This window comes from Rhodopseudomonas sp., assembly GCF_013377015.1.
Classification (GTDB): Bacteria; Pseudomonadota; Alphaproteobacteria; order Rhizobiales; family Xanthobacteraceae; genus JARJEH01.
The window spans coordinates 156,323-174,360 of sequence record NZ_JACABA010000004.1 but is presented as its reverse complement, the minus strand read 5'-3'; the positions used below and the strand labels follow the sequence as shown (position 1 = coordinate 174,360).

Sequence of the window (18,038 nt, the reverse complement as noted above, 5' to 3'; positions counted from 1 at the left end):
TCGCCCGCTGCGTAAGCTTTGCGCCCATAACGCCGATTGGACAACTCAGCATGACCAGGGCCTCGCCCATTCTCAACACCTCGTTGCCGTCGCGGTTCCGCCAGATTCGGCTGGAGCTTGCACGTGAGCCGGGGCATCCCGACGGCGAATCCGCGATCGCCTATGTGATCGTCGCGCCGCTCAGCGAGGATGACCGGATCGATGCGGAGATGTGGAAAAAACATCGCGAGGCGTGCCGGGTGGCGCGGCTGCGGCCGGACCAGGACGACAGCCTCGGCCATCTGATGCATCGCCCCGGCGGCAGCTGGGCGTTTCAATACGACCTCGCCGGCGACACCCCGGACGAGGCCGGCTACCACTTCGCCGACGAGCGGTTCGTGCAAGGCGAATATGTCTCGATCAACGAAGAAGGCACCATGCACACCTTCCGCGTGATGTCGGTCAGCCGGCTGTAGCGGCTTTCCGTCAGCTTACAAAGATTCGCTTTGCGTTATTGCGATTTGTAGGACTTATCGCCGAGCGGAAGCACCACTTTGCAAATCTCCGGCTCCGATCGGTCCGACCCGACCTCGAAGCCCAGCGCGCGGCACATCTTCAGCATCACGGTGTTTTCCCGCAGCACCTGGCCCTCGACATTCTTCAGCCCTTCAGACCGGGCGTATTCGATGATGAGCTGCATCAGCGCCCAGCCGAGCCCTCTGCCCTTGAGGTCGGAGCGCAGCAGGATCGCGTATTCCCCCGACTCGTAGATCGAGTCGGAATGGATACGGACAACGCCGACGGTCTCGTTGGTCTCTTCGTCGATGGCGATAAAGGCCATCGCGCGGGCATAGTCGATCTGAGTCAACCGCGCGATGAACGGATGGCTGAATTCCTTCATAGCCGCGAAGAAGCGCAATCGCAGATCTTCCTTGGTGACGCGTTGCAGGAATTCATGTAGCGCCGGTTCGTCGTCGGGGCGCATCGGCCGCGCCAGAATTCGCCAGCCGCCCTTGAGCACGAGATGGCGCTGCCATTGCGACGGATATGGCCGCACCGCGAAGGTGGCGTTGCCAGAGCCGGCGAATTTCCGCTCCGGTTTGCGCACCGCGACCCGCGCATCGAGCGCGACGACGCCGTTCTCGTCGGCGAGCAGCGGATTGATGTCGAGTTCGTGGATCTGCGGCAGGTCAGCGGCCATCTGCGACAGCTTGACCAGCGTCAGCGCCACCGCGTCCGGCTTCACTGCCGGCACATCGCGATAGGCGCGCAGCAGCCGCGCGACCCGGGTGCGCTCGATCAGGTCCGCGGCGAGCTTGAGATCGAGCGGCGGCAGCGCCAGCGCCTTGTCGTTGATGATCTCGACCCCGGTGCCGCCATGGCCGAACGCGATCACCGGGCCGAAGGTGGGATCGTCGGCGATGCCGAGAATCAGTTCGCGCGCCTTCGGCCGCAGCAGCATCGGCTGCACGATCACGCCCTCGAGCCGCGCGTCGGGGCGCAGCTGCTTGGCTCGCGCCAACACCTGATCGACGGCCGCGCGCACCGCTTCCGCGCTGGTGAGATTGAGCGCGACGCCGCCGACGTCGGATTTGTGGGTGATATCGCGCGATAGCACTTTCACCACCAACGTGACCCCCTGCGCCAGGAACGGCGCGGCCCACGCCACCGCCTGATCGGCATCGGCCGCGGCCAGCGTCGGCACCATCGCGATCTGGTAGGCCGCGAACAGCCCGCTGATCTCGAGCGGATCGAGCCAGGTACGTCCCTCGGCGACCGCCCGCTCGACGATCGCGCTCGCGGCATCGGTGTCGGGCTCGAACTCCTTCGGCAGGCTCGGCGGCACGTCGGTCAGCGCCTGCGCCGCCTCGCGATACTTCACCAGGTGCATCAGGCTGCGGACCGCGTCGTCCTCGGTCAGATAGTTCGGGATTCCGGCAGCGTCGAAGATATTCGAGACGGCATCGTCGGCGCCGACCCAGACCGCGAACACCGGCTTGAACAGCATCCGCTTGGCGCGATCGTCATTGACCAGCTTGGTCACCGCGCCGGCGATGTCGCCCGGCGCCGCCAGCGCGGTCTGCACGTTCATCACCAGGATCGCGTCATTGTCAGGATCGGCAAGCAGCACCCCGAGCGCCGCGGCGTAGCGCTCGGCGTCGGCGTCGCCGGCGATATCGACCGGGTTCGATCCGGACCAGGTCGAAGGCAACACGTCATCGAGCTGCTTGCGCGCCGATGCCGACAGCGTCGCGGCGATCCCGCCGAGCTCGACCAGCCGGTCGACCGCGAGAATGCCGATACCGCCGCCATTGGTCAGGATCGCCAGCCGCTTGCCGCGCGGCGCGCTGACCCGGCCCAGCGTCTCGGCGCAATCGAACAATTCGCGCAGATCGTACACCCGAAGCATGCCCGCGCGGCGGAACGCGGCGTCGTACACCGCGTCCGATCCGGCCAGCGCCCCGGTATGAGTCGCGGCCGCCTTGGCGCCTTGCGCCATCCGCCCGGATTTCACCACCACGACCGGCTTGATCCGCGCCGCGGCGCGCGCCGCCGACATGAACTTGCGCGCGTCCTTGACCGCCTCGATGTAGAGCAGGATCGCGCGGGTATCGATGTCGCCGGCGTAGTAGTCCAGCATGTCGGCGATGTCGACGTCGAGCTGGTCGCCGATCGACACGATGCCGGAGAATCCGATTCGCTTCTCCGCCGCCCAGTCCACCATGCCGGCGGCGATCGCGCCGGATTGCGAGATCAGCGCCAGATGGCCGCGACGCGGCATGTGCGCGGCGAAGCTGGCGTTCAGCTGCGCGCCGGGCACCATGATGCCGAGGCAGTTCGGACCGATCAGCCGCATCCCGTGCTCGCGCGCAGCATGGTTGGCGGCTTCGGCGAACGAGCCTTCGCCCCGCCCCATCTCCGACCCGATGATGATGGCACCCGCGACGCCAAGCCCGCCGGCCTCGGTGACGATTTTCGGCACCATCGACGCCGGCGCGGTGATGATCAGCAGATCGGGCACGAAGCCGAGATCGCCGAGGCGGTCCACCGCCGCGACGCCGTCGATCTCGCGATAATGCGGGTTGACGACGCCGATCTGGCCGGCAAACCCCGCCGCGCGAAGATTGCCGAGCACCGCCCGACCGAGCGAGGCCGGGCGCGGACTGGCGCCAACCACCGCCACCGCGCGCGGCGCAAGCAGGTTGCTCAATCGATAGGTCGACATGTCACCTCGGCACAGCGCAATCCGCGGCCGGATTCAGCCGTCGATCCTCAGTGTCTGCAAGGTTCTCTGTACGACAAAGAGCGCGACTAATCCAACACCGCACTTGGGAGAGGGCGCGTCATTGGGACGCCGGAAACGCCGGTCGGATGCGGTACCTATTGATGCGCCTTGGTGAAGCTCGCCAGCGCCCGCATCACATCCTCGCGCGAGATGATGCCGGCCAGTTTGCGATCGGCATCGAGCACCGGAATGCTTCTGGTCTGGTGCTCGACCATCAGTTGCAGCACCCGTGTCAGCTTGGTGTCGGCGTGAACGTAGATGAAATCCGGCGTCATGACGTCGCCGACCGTCCGATTCATCAGATCGTCATAATGCGGAAGCATCTGAGTCGGATGAAATGCGAAGCATTTCAGAAAATCATATTTCGTTACCAGGCCGATAACGCGGGAATCTTCCTCGACCGGATAGGCGTTGTAGTCATCGCGTTCGAACATGTCCTCGAGATCGCGCATGGAAAGATCGCGCGAGATGGTCTTAACCGAGCGCGTCATATGGCCAGCAACGGTCGCTTCCAGAAATTTGTACAAGTCAGTATCCATTCGATTGCGGTGTCGTCCGGCCCCGCTGCAACTCGATGCATTCCGATACAATCTTGCAAGGCGCCATTTCGAGGCAACTTGACCGCACCTTTTCGGAATTGATTTGATCAAGGTCAAACTGGCGCGGGTTTTGAGCGCGCCTTGTATTCTTGGCAACAATGCCCATGATCGCGGCACGCCGAGCGGCTTGGTCGGCGCAATTTTGCACATTTCTGATCATTAACGCGGCCCTCGCGAGCATTCCGACCATGCCAGATTTCACCGCACACAACAGTGCATCGCAGCAAGAGGTGTTCGCGTTTCTCGGCGATCCGGCGACCCACGGCGGCAAGGCGGTCGATCGGATCGATACCCATGGCGCCGCGGTGTTTCTCGCTGGCGATCGCGCGCTGAAGGTCAAGCGCGCGGTGCGGTTTCCGTTTCTCGATTACTCAACGCTGAGTAAGCGCAAGGAGGCCTGCGAACAGGAACTCACTGTCAACCGGCGATTTGCGCCACAGATCTATCGCCGCGTGGTCGCGATCACCCGAACGGCGGATGGATCACTGCAGCTCGGCGGCGACGGCGCAATCGTCGAATGGGCGCTGGAGATGACGCGGTTCGACGAGCGGCAGACCGTCGATCACCTGGCCGCGGCGGGGCCAATCGAATTCGGCTTGGTCGCCGCGATTGCCGAGGCGATCGCCGCATCGCACAAGGCAGCGCCCGAAGCCGAGACCGCTCCCTGGGTCGCGTCAATTCCGTCGATCATCGCCGGCAACAGCAACGCCTTTCGGGCCGCGGGCGGCTTCGACGCCGAGCAGGTCGCGGCGCTCGACCGGCTCAGCTTGGCCGCGTTCGAACGGATCCGGCCACTGCTGCAGCGGCGCGGACAGCAGGGCTTCGTCCGGCATTGCCATGGCGACCTGCATCTGGCCAACATCGCGCTGATCAATCACCGGCCGGTGCTGTTCGACGCGATCGAATTCGATCCAAAGATCGCGTCGATCGACGTGCTGTACGACCTCGCCTTCCCGCTGATGGATTTCATCCACAACCAGCGCCGCGACGCCGCCAATCTCCTGCTCAACCGCTATCTCGCCATCACGTCCGACGCCAATCTCGATGCGCTTGCGGCACTGCCGTTGCTGATGTCGATGCGCGCCGGCATCCGCGCCAATGTGATGCTGTCGCGGCCGGCGCGCGACGCCGCTGCAGCACAGGCGATCCGGCGCGAGGCCGACGGCTATTTCGCGCTGGCGTTGCGGCTGATATCGCCGCCGCCGCCGCGGCTGATCGCGGTCGGCGGGCTTTCGGGCACCGGCAAATCGGTGCTGGCCCGCGCGCTCGCCGGATTGGTCGAGCCTGCTCCCGGCGCGGTGCTGCTGCGCTCGGACGTGGCGCGCAAGCAACACTTTGGGGTCAACGAGACCGACCGGCTGCCGGAACACGCTTATCGGCCGGACGTTACGGCGACGGTGTATCGTACGCTCGCCGAACGGGCGCAGCTTGTGCTGGCGCAGGGCCACTCCGCGATCGTCGACGCGGTGTTCGCCCGGCCGGACGAGCGCAAGGCGATCGCCGCCGTCGCGACCAAGATGAAGGTGCCGTTCGACGGCGTATTTCTGGCGACCGATCTGGCGACCCGGATCGAGCGCGTCAGCCGCCGCACCGCTGACGCTTCCGACGCCACGCCTGAGATCGTCAAACGCCAGCAGGACTACGACCCGGGATCGATCGACTGGACCATCGTCGATGCCTCGGGCTCTCCGCAACAGACCCTGCAACGCGCCACCGCCGCGCTCGCGCTCGACGCCGGTCAGGCCTGCAGGACGTAGCTGCCGGGCGCATCCGACAGCTCGGCCGGATTGGTGCCGGGCAGTCCCATCGGCGGCGGGGCGCGCAGTTCGCCCGCCCTTGCCGTCAGCCAGTGAACCCACTCGGTCCACCACGAACCCTCAGCATGCGGCGCGAGCTTGAGCCAGTCGTCCGGACCGACATAGGGCCCGTCGGCGAGTTTCTCCATCACCTGATAGCTGCGCCCCGGAACGCCGGGCGGCGAGACGATACCGGCATTGTGGCCGCCGCCGGTCAACAGATAGGTGATGTCGGCGTCGACCAGCAGATGAATCTTGTGGGTCGAGCGCCACGGCGCGACGTGGTCGCGCAGCGTGCCGACCACGAACATCGGCGTATGAATATCCGACAGCGCGATCGGCCTGCCGTCGACCATGTAGCGGCCTTCGGCCAGGTCGTCGTTGAGGAACAGCTTGCGCAGATATTCCGAATGCATCCGGTACGGCATCCGGGTGGCGTCGGCGTTCCACGCCATCAGGTCGTTCGGCTCGGCGCGCTCGCCCATCAGGTAGTCGCGGATGATCCGTGACCACACCAGGTCGTTCGAGCGCAGGATCTGGAACGCGCCCGCCATCTGCGTGGTGTCGAGCACGCCGCGCTTCCACATCATGTCTTCCAGAAACGCCACCTGGCTCTCGTTGATGAACAGCGTCAGTTCGCCGGCCTCGGTGAAGTCGGTCTGCGCCGCCAGCAGGGTGATCGACTTCAACGGACTGTTGCCGTCGCGCGACATCGCGGCCGCGGCGATCGACAGCAGCGTGCCGCCGAGGCAATAGCCGACGGCGTGGATGGGCATGTCCGGAATGATCTTGGCGACCGTCGCGACCGCGGCGTCGATGCCGAGGATGCGATAGTCCTCGAGCGAGAGATTGCGGTCCTTGGCGACCGGATTGCGCCAGGAAATCATGAACACCGTGAAGCCGTTTTCGGTCAGGAACTTGACCATCGAATTGTGCGGCGACAGATCGAGAATGTAGTACTTCATGATCCACGCCGGCACGATCAGGATCGGCTCCGGATGCACCTGCCCGGTCGCCGGCGCATACTGGATCAGTTCGATCAGATCGTTGCGGTAGACTACCTTGCCCGGCGTCACCGCGACGTCCTTGCCGACCTTGAAATCGCCGGGCGGCTTGGCCTTGCCCTGCGTCGGCGCCTGCTGAAAGTCGCTCCACCAGTTCTGAAACCCGTGCAGGAAATTCGCGCCGCCCGTCTCGATCGATCTGCGAATCACCTCCGGGTTGCTGACCGCGAAATTCGACGGCGCGAAGACGTCGAGCAGCTGCCGTCCGGAGAATTCGACGATCTTCTCGTTCTGCTGCGACACGCCGCGAACGCCGGTGGTGGCGTCGTGCCACCATTGCTGGGTCAGCAGAAACCCCTGGGCCAGCAGATTGAACGGCTGCAGCGACCAATCCTGGGCGTCGAAGCGCCGATCCTGCGGCTGCGGCGCGATCAACGACCAGGCGGGCGCGGAATGAACCGCGGCCTCCGCCAATTGCGCCGCCCCGCGTAGCGCTTCCTGCGCGATGTCGAGCCGGCGCGCCGGCGCGCTGATCAGGTGAGCCATCCAGTCGGCATAGGCCAGCGTCAGCGCCGTCGGCGACAGCCCGCCGGTCAGCGGTGCAAGGAACGCATGCAAGGCGCGATCGCTATCGTCGGCCCCAGGCGGCTCGATCGTCTCAAGCTGGGGTTCCGGCCTGGAAACGAGCGCCGTCGATGATTTGGTGTCCAGGCTCATCGTCTTGTGCTCCAATGTGCCACGGCAGGTCGCCGCCAGCCCGATCTGGACATCGCCGTGACTGAATCCAAGGCACCGTAGGCCGCGTTCGGTTTCCCCGATATGAAGATGTGGTCATCGAGCGGCAATAGAGCCGTGGAACAAAGCCTCAAAAAGCATCGCATCCGGCCGCCGCGCGACGTTGATGCCGATCAATACGGAAAAGAAACCATCGTGGAAGAAAAATTCTCGTTCTGGTTGCAGCCGACCGACGCATTGCTCGCCGACCTTCACAGCCGGCGCGAGGGGCTGAGCGTCAGCGACGCCGCGGCGCGGATCAAGCAATACGGTCCGAACGCGTTTCACGCGGCGATCAAGCAGAGCCTGCTGAGCAAGATCGGCAAGCGGATTCTCAATCCGCTGATCGCGATCCTGCTGGTCGCGGCCGCGATCTCCAGCATCAGCGGCGACCTCGGCAGCTTCGTGATCATCCTGACGGTGATCACGATCTCGATCACGCTCGACATCGTGCAGGAGCACCACGCCGAGGTCGCGGTCGAAACCCTGCGCCGCTCGGTCGCGGTGAAGGCCGATGTCCGTCGCGGCGGCGCGCTGGTCGCAGTCCCCGTCGAGGATATCGTGCCCGGCGACATCATCGAGCTGCGTACCGGCGATCTGGTGCCCGCCGACGGCATCATCCTCGATGCGCACAATCTGCAGGTCAATGAATCGCTGATGACCGGGGAAGCCTTCCCCTCCGCCAAGAGCGAGGCGCCGTGCAGCAATCCGGCTCCCTCCGACGCCACCAACGCGCTGTTCGCCGGCACCTCGGTGGTCGGCGGCAACGCCCTGATGCTGGTGGTGGCGACCGGGCAGCGCACCCGGTTCGGCGGCATCGCGATCGCGTTGTCGGCGGCCGAGCCGGAAACCGCGCTGGAGAAAGGCGTCCACAGCCTTGGCGTGCTGATCCTGAAGCTTACCGTGTTCCTGACGCTGTTCGTGCTGTTCGCGCATCTGGTCGCCGGCCGGCCGCCGATCGATTCCTTCCTGTTCGCGGTGGCGCTGGCCGTGGGGCTGACCCCCGAGCTGCTGCCGATGGTGATGACGGTGACGCTGGCCCGCGGCGCGCTGCGGATGGCGGAGAAGAAGGTCATCGTGAAGCGGCTATCGTCGATCCACGATCTTGGCGCGATGGACGTCCTCTGTACCGACAAGACCGGGACGCTGACGCAAGCCGTGGTGACGCTGGTCGAGCATATCGGCATCGACGGCCAGAGCAGCGACCGGCTGCTGATGCTGGCGGCGCTGAACAGCAAATTCGAAACCGGGGTCCGCAGCCCGCTCGATGTCGCCATCCTCGCCCATCCCGACCAGCCGCCGACCGATGCGTGGATCCGCCGCGGCGAAGTGCCGTTCGATTTCGAGCGCCGCTGCGTCTCGGTGCTGGCCGGCAACGGCAATGATTCGTGGCTGATCACCAAGGGCGCCCCGGAGGCGATCCTGTCCCGCGCCATCGCGATCGAGGGCAAGGACGGCAAACCGCTGCCGCTCGACGCCGCGGCGCGCGCCGCGCTCGATGCGTTGCAGAACAAGCAGGTGACGCAGGGTTTTCGGCTGCTCGCGCTCGCCGTCAAGCCGATGCCGGCGGGTACCACCGAGGTCAGCCTCACCGACGAGACCGATCTCACACTGGTCGGGTTCTGCGTGTTTTCCGATCCGCCGAAGCTGGACGCCGCCGCGGCGATCGCGACGCTGCAGGGCCTCGGGGTTCGACTCAAGGTGATTTCCGGGGATCACGCTGAGGTCGTCCGGCACGTCGCGACCGCGGTCGGCCTCAACGGCGATCGTCTGCTGAGCGGCGACGAGATCTCGGATCTAACCGAGACCGCGCTGGCGGCGCGGATCGAGAATGTCGACCTGTTCGCGCGGGTCGATCCGGATCAGAAGACCAGGATCATCAAGGCGCTGCAGCGCCGCGGCCATGTCGTCGGCTTCATGGGCGATGGCATTAACGACGCCCCGGCGATCCGCGCCGCGCATGTCGGCCTGTCGGTCGAAGGTGCCACCGACATCGCCCGCGCCGCCGCCGACATGATCATGCTGGCGCCCGATCTCGGCGTGCTCGCGGAGGGCGTCAAAGAAGGCCGCCGAACCTTCGCCAACATCCTGAAATACGTGCGGATGGGCACCAGTTCGAATTTCGGCAACATGCTGTCGATGGCGCTGGCCTCGATCGTGCTGCCATTCCTGCCGCTGCTGCCGATGCAGATCCTGCTCAACAACCTGCTGTACGATCTGTCCGAAATCGGTATCCCGTTCGACAGCGTCGATGCCGACGACGTTGATCACCCCCACACGTGGGACATCAAGAGCATCCTGCGCTTCACCATCGTGATGGGCGCGGTGTCGTCGCTGTTCGATATCGCGACATTCACGATCCTGCTCAAGGTGTTCAACGCCGACGCTGCGACGTTCCAGACCGCCTGGTTTCTGGAATCGATCGCGACTCAGATCCTGGTGATCTTCTTGATCCGGTCGCGCGGCCATTTCTGGTCGAGCCGGCCGCACTGGATTCTGGTCGCCACCTCGCTCGGTGCGCTAGGCTTCACGGTGGCGCTGGTGCTGAGTCCGCTGCGCAAGATATTCGGATTCGTCACCATCGAGGCGCAGCTCGGGCTTTCGATCTGCGCGATCGTGGCGCTGTATCTGGTCTGCGCCGAGATCGCCAAGCGCTTGGCGATGGCCCGACTGCGCGCCTGATTCGTCAGCGCGACAGCAGTACGGAGTGAGTGGTCTGCTCGACCAGGTGCTTGGTAACGCCGCCCAGAATCCATTCGCGAAACCGCGAATGGCCGTAGGCGCCGGCGACGATGACGCTGGCTTCGGCTTCGGCGGCGGCGCTGTCGAGCTGCGCGGCGATGTGTCCGGTGGTCTCCGGGACTACTCCGGCTGCGATGATGTGGTGGCGCGACAGCCAGTCGACCACGTCATGGATGCCGGCGAGCACCGCATCCCGGTCGGCGTCCTCCTCGACGATCCCGGCGACGGTGACATGGCTTGCCTGCCGCAACAACGGCAGTGCGTCCACGATCGCCCGCCTGGCTTCCAGATTGTCCTTCCAGGCCACCAGAACGCTGGATAGGTCGACCCGGCTGACGACCTCGGGAACGATCAGCAACGGCCGGCCGAGCTGCATCACCAAGTCGGCGGGATCAGCCTGCGTGAAAGGATCGGTCAGCGGCCCCGGCACGCCGGTGCCGCTGACCACGAGATCCGCGGCGCGCGCCTGCTGGACGACATGCCTGGCCGGCATTTCCACCGCGGCGCGCCATTCCAACTCTCGGCAATGACCGCCCATTGATCGGCGGAATTCGGCTTCCAGCTCACCAATGCGCTGCCGGATTGCTGCTATGCCCTGGTCGAGCAGCTGCTGCGCCAGCTCGCCGGACGTATAGTAAAGTGGCGGGCTGAACTCCGAGGCGGCGACGCCGATCACCCGGGACTGGTACCGCTCGGCCAGTTCCGCGGTGACCGCGAGACGGGAGGCGTTGGGTTGATCGAATGCCAGGCTGACCATCACAGTCGCGTATGTCATCTATTCCTCCACGATGATCGATTTGCGCCTTTGTATGCCTGCGGCTCTGGGCTTGCGCGATTAATATTATTGCTGCACCGGATGTCGGGCCGCAGGATGAGATAGATCAAAGTCCCGTCGTGCTTCGGCATTATAGTTATAGTATATCCATCAAACCGACGAATGCGGGAGCCTGCAATGCTGAATGATATCGTCGTCCATGTTCCGGCCGATCGGGCTGCGGATGGCATCATCGACTGCGCCGTATCAGTGGCGAAGGCGTTCGATGCGCATCTGGACGGCATTGTCTGCACCTACCAGCCGATTAATCCGGCGATTGTGGTCGGAGCCTCCGCGGCCTATTATGCTGCAGCGACGCAATATAATACGGATAGCGACGAAGCCGCCGCGCGGCTTGATCAGTTCGAGATCGCGGCCAGGGCAGCTGGGATTTCGCACGGCGCCAGAAGCGTTTGCGACAGCCCGGTGATGGCCAATGAGGCGCTGTCGGAGATGTCCCGGCTCTACGATCTCAGCGTGGTGCCGCAGCCCGACCGCAGCAAGCCGGGCCATCACGACCCTCTGCCCGAAGCCGTGCTGTTCAGTTCCGGCCGGCCGATGCTGATGGTTCCCTATATCCACACCGGCCCGCTCAAGATCGAACGCGTGCTGATCTGCTGGGATGGCGGACGGCCGGCAGCCCGCGCGGTTCATGACGCGATGCCGTTCCTGCGCAAGGCGCAGGCGATCGACGTCGTCGCCGTCAACGAGGACGAGGAGGCGGTTGGCGAGGCGTCGTCGGAAGCGCTGCTCGCGCATCTGCTGCGCCACGATCTCAGCGCCACCGCGCATCGCTTCACCTCGGCGCCGTCCAACATCCACAACTCGATCCTGTCGATGGCCGCCGACAACAGTACCGATCTGCTGGTGATGGGCGGTTACGGCCACTCGCGGCTGCGCGAATTCATCCTCGGCGGCGTCACCCGCGGGGTGTTCAAATCGCTGACGATCCCGGCGCTGATTTCGCACTGAGACCAACCAACGCGCGCCGGATGTTGACTTGCGTCAACCGCCGGGCGCACCGTCGCAAATAGCTTTGCGGCCAGACAATGCCGAATGGGAGATCGATATGCGCGCGCATCAAATCATGACCCGGCAGGTGGTGACGATCGGAACCGCTGCCTCGATCGTCGATGCGGCCAACGCCATGCTGGACAATCACGTCAGCGGGCTTCCGGTGGTCGACGACGCCGGCAAGCTGATCGGCATCGTTTCGGAAGGCGACTTCATCCGCCGCGCCGAAATCGGCACCCAACGCAAGCGCGGCCGCTGGCTGCGGCTGCTGCTCGGCCCCGGCAAGTCGGCCGCCGATTTCGTCCATGAGCACGGCCGTAAGGTCGGCGAGATCATGACCGGCCATCCACATACCGTAACCGAGGATACCCCGCTCGAAACCATCGTTCATCTGATGGAAAAGAACCACGTCAAGCGCCTGCCGGTGATGCGCGGCGACCAGATCGTCGGCATCGTCACCCGCAAGAACCTGCTGCGCGCCGTCGCCGATCTGGCGCGCGAGGTGCCGGACCCGACCGCAGACGACGACAAGGTCCGCGAGCGCATCATCGCCGCGATCGAGAACAACGACTGGCGGCCGTTCGGGCTCAGCGTGCTGGTACGCGACGGCGTCGTGCACCTCAACGGCGTCATCACCGAGGAACGATCGCGGCAAGCCGCCATCGTCGCCGCGGAGAACGTCTGCGGGGTCAAGGAAGTTCACGACCATCTATGCTGGGTCGACACCATGTCGGGCTTCTATCTCAACTCCCCGGAAGACGATCCCGCCCACAAGAAAGCCGGCTGACACCCTCCGCGTTCGACCATCGGCGGTATCGATTCGCCCGAGCGGCGCCGCCGAATCGCCTTCTTTTGTCCGGTACCGAGCACATCCAGGATCGCCTCGATCGATCCGCCGCGGCTCTGTTGCGGTTCGGAATGTCGTTGTGATATGAACGACATGATCAGCAGCGAAGGCGGAGCGTGAGCGGTACAGTCCAATCGTCTTCCGATGCCTCGACGCGCGAACAGCGTTTGCAACAGGGCATCGATCGTTCTGGCGTTGGGAGCTGGGAGCTCAATCTGTCGACGCAGGAACTGGTCTGCTCCGCGTCCGCACGCAATCTGTTCGGCCTTTCAAGCGAGCTCTCCGCCAACTACGAGCTGTTTCTGTCGCTAGTCGACGCGGAGGACCGTGACCGCGTCGCGCGAGAGGTGAAACAAGCGATCGAGTCGGAACAGAGTTTCGACATGCAATTCCGGGTCGGCGACCAGACCCGGCCGAGCCGCTGGCTGCGCATACGAGGCGGCGTGGTTCGGCTCGAGCCCGGCACTCGCGGCTATCTCTGCGGCATCGTGTTCAACATCGACGAGCAGATCGAGCTCGAATCGGAACTGCGCATGCAGCAAGGCCAGCTGCGCTCGATTCTGGACACCGTGCCGGACGCGATGATCCTGATCGACGGCCACGGCATCATGCGGTTCTTCTCCAGCGCCGCCGAGCGGATGTTCGGCTTTTCCGAGGGCGAGGCGATCGGCCGCAACGTCCGCGAACTGATGCCGCCGACCGATGCGGCGCGCCACGATGGCCATCTCGATCGCTATCGTTCCACCGGCGAGCGGCACATCATCGGCATCGGGCGGATCGTCACCGGCCAGCGCCGCGACGGCACCACCTTCCCGATCCACCTGTCGATCGGCGAAATGCTGTCCGGTGGCAAACCCTATTTCACCGGCTTCATCCGCGACCTCACCGAATATCAGCAGACCCAGGCCCGGCTGCACGAATTGCAATCGGAACTGGTCCACGTCTCGCGGCTGAGCGCGATGGGCGAAATGGCCTCCGCGCTCGCCCACGAGCTGAACCAGCCGCTGTCGGCGATCAGCAACTACATGAAGGGTTCGCGCCGGCTGCTCGCGGGCAGCCGCGACCCCAATACGACGAAAATCGAGACCGCGATGGATCGCGCCGCCGAGCAGGCGCTGCGCGCCGGCCAGATCATCCGCCGGCTGCGCGACTTCGTCTCGCGGGGCGAATCCGAGAAACGAGTCGAAAGTCTGGCCAAGCTGATCGAGGAGGCCGGCGCGTTGGGCTTGACCGGCGCCCGGGAGCAAGGCGTATTGCTGCGATTCAATCTGGATCCCGCCAACGACCTGGTGCTGGTCGATCGGGTCCAGATCCAGCAGGTTCTGGTCAATCTGTTTCGCAACGCGCTGGAGGCCATGGCGCAGTCGCCGAAAAAGGAGCTTTCCGCGTCGAACGTCAGAATCGCGGACGACATGATCGAGGTCGCGGTGTCGGACAGCGGCAGCGGCATCCATGACGACGTCAAATCGAGCCTGTTTCAGACCTTTTTCACCACCAAGGAAACCGGCATGGGAGTCGGTCTGTCGATCAGTCGTTCCATCATCGAAGCCCATGGCGGCCGGATGTGGGCGGAATCCAACAGCGCCGGCGGCGCGACGTTTCGCTTCACGCTGCCGGTCGCCGCAAGCGAGGACTTGACCGATGCCTCGTAAGGGAAATGTGTACGTCATCGACGACGATCCAGCGATGCGGGATTCCCTCGACTTCCTGCTCGATTCCAGCGGCTTCAACGTCAAGGTGTTCGAATCCGCGCTGGCGTTCCTCGATGCGCTGTCGGCCGCCGAATCCGGCTGCATCCTTTCCGACGTGCGGATGCCCGGCATCGACGGCATCGATCTGCTGAAGCGATTGAAGGCACTGGGTAGCAGACTTCCGGTACTGATCATGACCGGCCACGGCGACGTTCCGCTCGCGGTGGAAGCGATGAAACTCGGCGCGATCGATTTCATCGAAAAGCCGTTCGAAGACGACCGGCTGATTGGAATGATCGAAGCCGCGCTCGGGCAGGCGGAACGCGGCGCCAAGACCGAGGCGGTGGCGCAGGATATCGCGGCGCGGGTCGAATCGCTCAGTCCGCGCGAACGGCAGGTGATGGACGGCCTGGTCGCAGGGCTGTCGAACAAGGTGCTCGCCCGCGACTTCGACATCAGCCCCCGCACTATCGAGGTGTACCGGGCCAATGTGATGACCAAGATGCAGGCCTCGAGCCTCTCGGAACTGGTCCGGCTGGCGATGCGCGCCGGTGCAATCAAAGATTGAGCTGGATCAAGCCGCGGCCCCCTGCGGTTTATAGACTTCCGGCATCCTCAATTTGCAGCTCATCCGGGTGCATGGGATTCCGTGATGTCCGCTACGCCTCCAAAATCCGTGATCTACGTGGTCGATGACGATCAGGGCGTGCTCGGGTCGTTGCGCTTTCTGCTGGAAACCGATGGCTTCGAGGTGCGAACCTTCCGCAGCGGGGCGGCACTGTTGGATTCGGTCGCCGAGAGCCGGGTCGATTGCATCGTGATCGACTACAAGATGCCAGGCATGAATGGAATCGATCTCGCCAATCGCTTGCGCGAGTGCAACGTCCAGGCCCCGGTGGTGATGATCACCGGCTATCCCGACGAGAGCATCTCGAATCGCGCCGCGGCGGCCGGCGTCCGCCATGTGGTGTTGAAGCCGCATCTGGAGGACAGCCTGGTCATCCACATCCGCGGGGCGATGCAGGAGAACGGCGCCTCGGCGTAGCGGTCCGGATTCGGCTGCGACAACACGCCAGAATCGCCTGCCTTAGCAATATCTTACCGCCAAACCTTGGGGTCCTGGCGGATCTCATGCCGGGCCGCCCACCTCCGCAAAACTACTTAGGTAAACCTCCTTAAGATAAGAGGCTAAATACCTCCGCCCGAAGATCTTGATTAGAAAGCTGCCATCCGATCGCAATGTGGAGATGGCAGATGTTGAACCAGTCGCTCAGGTCCCAAACGCCCGCCGTCAAGGCTCCGAGCAACAGCTGTTCTCCAGCGGACCAGTTCTACGTGGTCACTGGACATGCCGGTCTGGTCGCAACAGAATTTTCCTACAAGAAAGAAGAAGAGATCTACGGCGAAGACGAGCCGTCGGAGTATGTCTATCAGGTGGTTTCCGGCGCAGTCCGCAGCTACAAGCTGTTATCCGACGGACGGCGCCAGATCGGTGCATTCTACCTTCCTGGCGACGTGTTCGGCCTGGAATCCGGTCCGACGCATCGTCTGACCGCCGAAGCGATCATCGACACCAGCGTCCGCCTGTTGAAGCGCCGCAGCCTCGAACAGGCCGCCGGAACCGACGTCAACGTCGCCCGCAGCCTCTGGGCCATGACGGCCGGCGAATTGCGCCACGCCGAAGACCACATGCTGCTGCTGGGTCGCAAAAACGCGATGGAGCGCGTCGCCAACTTCCTGCTTGAGATGGACCGCCGCCTCGCGGTCACCGGCATGATGGCATTGCCGATGTGCCGCCGCGATATCGGTGACTATCTCGGCCTCACCCTGGAGACGGTCTCGCGTGCGCTGTCGCAGCTGCAGAGCCAGGGCATTCTCGGATTTTCGGGTGCCCGCCAGATCGAGCTTCGCAATCGCCAGCACCTGCGCAACATGGATGCCTGAGATTCGATGCGAGCCGCGGCAGCAGATTGCTGATGCCGCAGCACATTTGACCGACGAGCGTCCGGTGAGCTTTCTGCCGTAAAATATTGCATCTGGATTTTGTGCATCGCGCGAAAGACTGCGCTGCCGGCGAAGCCTGTTCGGGAATGAGTTTGTTATTTTCGCGCGCCGGTTGACTTGCCGCCGCCGGTTCGCCGTGATTGCCCGCTCAACGATCAAAGGGCGCAATCATGACCAAGAAGCTTCATCCCGAAACCCTGGCGCTGCATGCCGGCTGGCGCGCCGATCCGACCACTGGTTCGGTCGCGGTGCCGATGTTCCAGACCACGTCATACCAGTTCCACAACACCGAACATGCGGCGAACCTGTTCGCGTTGAAGGAACTCGGCAATATCTACACAAGGATCGGCAACCCGACCAATGACGTGCTGGAGCAGCGCGTTGCTGCGCTGGAAGGCGGCGTCGCCGCGCTCGCGGTCTCGTCGGGTCAGGCGGCTTCCGCATTTTCGATCCAGAATCTCGCCCGGGTCGGCGACAACATCGTCAGCTCGACCGATCTCTATGGCGGTACCTGGAATCTGTTCGCCAACACGCTGAAGGACCAGGGCATTGAAGTGCGCTTCGTCGATCCCGCCGATCCGGAAGCCTTCGCCCGCGCCACCGACGACCGCACCCGCGCCTATTACGCCGAAACCCTGCCGAATCCGAAGCTCGCGGTGTTTCCGATCGCCGAAGTTGCTGCAATCGGACGCAAGCTCGGGATTCCGCTGATCGTCGACAACACCGCCGCGCCCTTGCTGGTGAAGCCGCTCGAACATGGCGCCGCCATCGTCGTCTATTCGGCGACGAAATATCTCGGCGGCCACGGCACCTCGATCGGCGGCGTCATCGTCGATGGCGGCAATTTCGACTGGGCGGCGTTTCCGCAGCGCCAGCCGGCGCTGAACACGCCGGACCCGAGCTATCACGGCGCGGTCTGGGTCGAGGCGGTGAAAGCGATCGGCCCGGTCGCTTATATCATCAAGGCCCGCACCACGCTGCTGCGCGACATCGGCTCGGCGCTATCGCCGTTCAATGCGTTCCAGATCATCCAGGGGCTGGAGACGCTGCCGCTGCGGATCGAGCGCCACGTCCAGAACGCGCAGGCGGTCGCCGATTTCCTGGCCAAGCGCCCGGAGGTCACTCGGGTGATTCACCCGTCGCAGCAGACCGGTCTCGCCCGCGAGCGCGCCGACAAGTATCTCAACGGCAAGTTCGGCGGGCTGGTCGGCTTTGAACTCGCCGGCGGCAAGGAGGCAGGACGCAAGTTCATCGACGCGCTGCAACTCTTGTATCACGTCGCCAATATCGGCGACGCGCGCAGCTTGGCGATCCATCCGGCCTCGACCACGCATTCGCAGCTCTCGATCGAGGACCAGATCGCCACCGGCGTGTCGGACGGTTACGTCCGGCTCTCGGTCGGCATCGAGCATATCGACGACATCATCGCCGATCTGGAAAACGGATTGTCCGCCGGACGTCTCGCCGCGGCTGCGTGAGACTTCGAAG

At 64.3% G+C, this 18,038-nt stretch carries 14 protein-coding genes; 10 read left to right on the top strand and 4 right to left on the bottom strand.

Going from position 1 to position 18,038, the window contains the following annotated elements; genetic code table 11:
• Positions 1–50 precede the first annotated feature (50 nt).
• A complete protein-coding gene (locus HXX15_RS18235) occupies positions 51–455 on the top strand; it encodes a hypothetical protein (RefSeq protein WP_296517788.1) in 405 nt (134 codons plus the stop codon).
• Positions 456–490: 35 nt separating this feature from the next.
• On the opposite strand, the gene HXX15_RS18230 is transcribed toward HXX15_RS18235, so the two are convergent.
• Both HXX15_RS18230 and HXX15_RS18225 read right to left on the bottom strand, forming a co-directional pair.
• Positions 491–3,205 (bottom strand): bifunctional acetate--CoA ligase family protein/GNAT family N-acetyltransferase, encoded by a 2,715-nt coding sequence (locus HXX15_RS18230; protein WP_296517787.1) that lies wholly within the window; start codon positions 3,203–3,205, stop codon positions 491–493.
• Positions 3,206–3,360: 155 nt separating this feature from the next.
• A complete protein-coding gene (locus HXX15_RS18225) occupies positions 3,361–3,792 on the bottom strand; it encodes a CBS domain-containing protein (protein ID WP_296517786.1) in 432 nt (143 codons plus the stop codon).
• Between the two features lie 260 nt (positions 3,793–4,052).
• Between HXX15_RS18225 and HXX15_RS18220 the strand changes: the two genes are divergently transcribed.
• A complete protein-coding gene (locus tag HXX15_RS18220) occupies positions 4,053–5,621 on the top strand; it encodes a bifunctional aminoglycoside phosphotransferase/ATP-binding protein (protein ID WP_296517785.1) in 1,569 nt (522 codons plus the stop codon).
• On the opposite strand, the gene HXX15_RS18215 is transcribed toward HXX15_RS18220, so the two are convergent.
• Complete coding sequence (locus HXX15_RS18215; RefSeq protein ID WP_296517784.1) at positions 5,603–7,381, bottom strand: alpha/beta fold hydrolase; 1,779 nt, start codon at positions 7,379–7,381, stop codon at positions 5,603–5,605. The two genes, HXX15_RS18220 and HXX15_RS18215, sit on opposite strands and share 19 nt — an antisense overlap.
• Before the next feature lie 213 nt (positions 7,382–7,594).
• Here HXX15_RS18215 and mgtA point away from each other — a divergent pair, with 213 nt between their 5' ends.
• The gene (gene mgtA / locus HXX15_RS18210) at positions 7,595–10,120 is read left to right on the top strand and encodes a magnesium-translocating P-type ATPase (RefSeq protein ID WP_296517783.1); all 2,526 of its coding nucleotides are present in this window, start codon (positions 7,595–7,597) and stop codon (positions 10,118–10,120) included.
• A 4-nt stretch (positions 10,121–10,124) separates the two neighbouring features.
• On the opposite strand, the gene HXX15_RS18205 is transcribed toward mgtA, so the two are convergent.
• Positions 10,125–10,955: a universal stress protein gene (locus HXX15_RS18205; protein WP_296517782.1), complete on the bottom strand. Its 831-nt coding sequence runs from the start codon at positions 10,953–10,955 to the stop codon at positions 10,125–10,127.
• Between the two features lie 177 nt (positions 10,956–11,132).
• On the opposite strand from HXX15_RS18205, the gene HXX15_RS18200 reads away from it, so the two are divergent.
• The 7 genes from HXX15_RS18200 (at position 11,133) to HXX15_RS18170 (ending at position 18,028) form a co-directional block, all read left to right on the top strand.
• A complete protein-coding gene (locus HXX15_RS18200; protein WP_296517781.1) occupies positions 11,133–11,966 on the top strand; it encodes a universal stress protein in 834 nt (277 codons plus the stop codon).
• A gap of 97 nt (positions 11,967–12,063) precedes the next feature.
• Positions 12,064–12,795, top strand: coding sequence for a CBS domain-containing protein (locus HXX15_RS18195; RefSeq protein WP_296517780.1), 732 nt, complete (start codon positions 12,064–12,066; stop codon positions 12,793–12,795).
• A 176-nt stretch (positions 12,796–12,971) separates the two neighbouring features.
• Positions 12,972–14,507 carry a sensor protein FixL gene (fixL, locus tag HXX15_RS18190; RefSeq protein ID WP_296517779.1) on the top strand — a complete coding sequence of 512 codons (1,536 nt, stop codon included), beginning with the start codon at positions 12,972–12,974 and terminating at the stop codon, positions 14,505–14,507.
• Positions 14,497–15,114: a response regulator FixJ gene (gene fixJ / locus HXX15_RS18185; protein ID WP_296517778.1), complete on the top strand. Its 618-nt coding sequence runs from the start codon at positions 14,497–14,499 to the stop codon at positions 15,112–15,114. Before fixL ends, fixJ begins: the two co-directional genes overlap by 11 nt.
• A gap of 84 nt (positions 15,115–15,198) precedes the next feature.
• The gene (locus tag HXX15_RS18180) at positions 15,199–15,591 is read left to right on the top strand and encodes a response regulator (protein WP_296517777.1); all 393 of its coding nucleotides are present in this window, start codon (positions 15,199–15,201) and stop codon (positions 15,589–15,591) included.
• Between the two features lie 209 nt (positions 15,592–15,800).
• Complete coding sequence (locus HXX15_RS18175; RefSeq protein ID WP_296517775.1) at positions 15,801–16,490, top strand: helix-turn-helix domain-containing protein; 690 nt, start codon at positions 15,801–15,803, stop codon at positions 16,488–16,490.
• Between the two features lie 230 nt (positions 16,491–16,720).
• Positions 16,721–18,028 carry a PLP-dependent transferase gene (locus HXX15_RS18170; protein ID WP_296517774.1) on the top strand — a complete coding sequence of 436 codons (1,308 nt, stop codon included), beginning with the start codon at positions 16,721–16,723 and terminating at the stop codon, positions 18,026–18,028.
• The last annotated feature ends 10 nt before the right edge of the window (positions 18,029–18,038 follow it).

What these genes read in the sequence shown, in the direction of transcription:
- HXX15_RS18170 (WP_296517774.1), top strand. Translation starts at nt 16,721, where the DNA reads ATGACCAAGAAGCTTCATCCCGAAACCCTGGCGCTGCATGCCGGCTGG.
- HXX15_RS18195 (WP_296517780.1), top strand. Translation starts at nt 12,064, where the DNA reads ATGCGCGCGCATCAAATCATGACCCGGCAGGTGGTGACGATCGGAACC.
- HXX15_RS18180 (WP_296517777.1), top strand. Translation starts at nt 15,199, where the DNA reads ATGTCCGCTACGCCTCCAAAATCCGTGATCTACGTGGTCGATGACGAT.
- fixJ (WP_296517778.1), top strand. Translation starts at nt 14,497, where the DNA reads ATGCCTCGTAAGGGAAATGTGTACGTCATCGACGACGATCCAGCGATG.
- HXX15_RS18205 (WP_296517782.1), bottom strand. Translation starts at nt 10,955, where the DNA reads ATGACATACGCGACTGTGATGGTCAGCCTGGCATTCGATCAACCCAAC.
- HXX15_RS18220 (WP_296517785.1), top strand. Translation starts at nt 4,053, where the DNA reads ATGCCAGATTTCACCGCACACAACAGTGCATCGCAGCAAGAGGTGTTC.
- HXX15_RS18175 (WP_296517775.1), top strand. Translation starts at nt 15,801, where the DNA reads ATGTTGAACCAGTCGCTCAGGTCCCAAACGCCCGCCGTCAAGGCTCCG.
- HXX15_RS18230 (WP_296517787.1), bottom strand. Translation starts at nt 3,205, where the DNA reads ATGTCGACCTATCGATTGAGCAACCTGCTTGCGCCGCGCGCGGTGGCG.
- HXX15_RS18235 (WP_296517788.1), top strand. Translation starts at nt 51, where the DNA reads ATGACCAGGGCCTCGCCCATTCTCAACACCTCGTTGCCGTCGCGGTTC.
- HXX15_RS18200 (WP_296517781.1), top strand. Translation starts at nt 11,133, where the DNA reads ATGCTGAATGATATCGTCGTCCATGTTCCGGCCGATCGGGCTGCGGAT.
- HXX15_RS18215 (WP_296517784.1), bottom strand. Translation starts at nt 7,381, where the DNA reads ATGAGCCTGGACACCAAATCATCGACGGCGCTCGTTTCCAGGCCGGAA.